This window comes from Flammeovirga aprica JL-4 (assembly GCF_012844305.1).
In the GTDB taxonomy this organism is placed as follows: domain Bacteria; phylum Bacteroidota; class Bacteroidia; order Cytophagales; family Flammeovirgaceae; genus Flammeovirga; species Flammeovirga aprica.
In genome coordinates this window covers 1-516 of sequence record NZ_JABANE010000449.1, presented here as the reverse complement: position 1 = coordinate 516, position 516 = coordinate 1, and the positions used below count along the sequence as shown (strand labels likewise).

Sequence of the window (516 nt, the reverse complement as noted above, 5' to 3'; positions counted from 1 at the left end):
AGTTAGTGTAGGTAGACGCGAAACCAGGTGATCTACCCATGGGCAGGTTGAAGTTGTGGTAACACACAATGGAGGACCGAACCGGTTGACGTTGAAAAGTCTTCGGATGACCTGTGGGTAGGGGTGAAAGGCCAATCAAACCTGGAAATAGCTCGTACTCCCCGAAATGCCTTTAGGGGCAGCGTCGGATGAGTTTGATGGAGGTAGAGCTACCAATTAGATGCGGGGGAGTCACATCCTACCAAATCTAGATGAACTCCGAATGCCATCAAACACTACCGGCAGTGAGGGCTAGGGTGCCAAGGTCCTAGTCCGAAAGGGAAAGAACCCGGACCATCGTCTAAGGTCCCCAAGTAATAGTTAAGTTGAACTAAGGAGGTTCAGTCGCTGAGACAGCCAGGATGTTAGCTTGGAAGCAGCTATACATTCAAAGAGTGCGTAACAGCTCACTGGTCGAGCGACAGAGCATCGATAATGATCGGGCATTAAACTATTCACCGAAGACATGGATTTGTA

Annotated in this window: 1 rRNA gene; it reads left to right on the top strand. The window is 49.4% G+C overall.

Annotation, left to right across the window (positions count from 1 at the left end):
* Positions 1–516, top strand: a 23S ribosomal RNA gene (locus tag HHU12_RS34880); the annotation flags it as partial.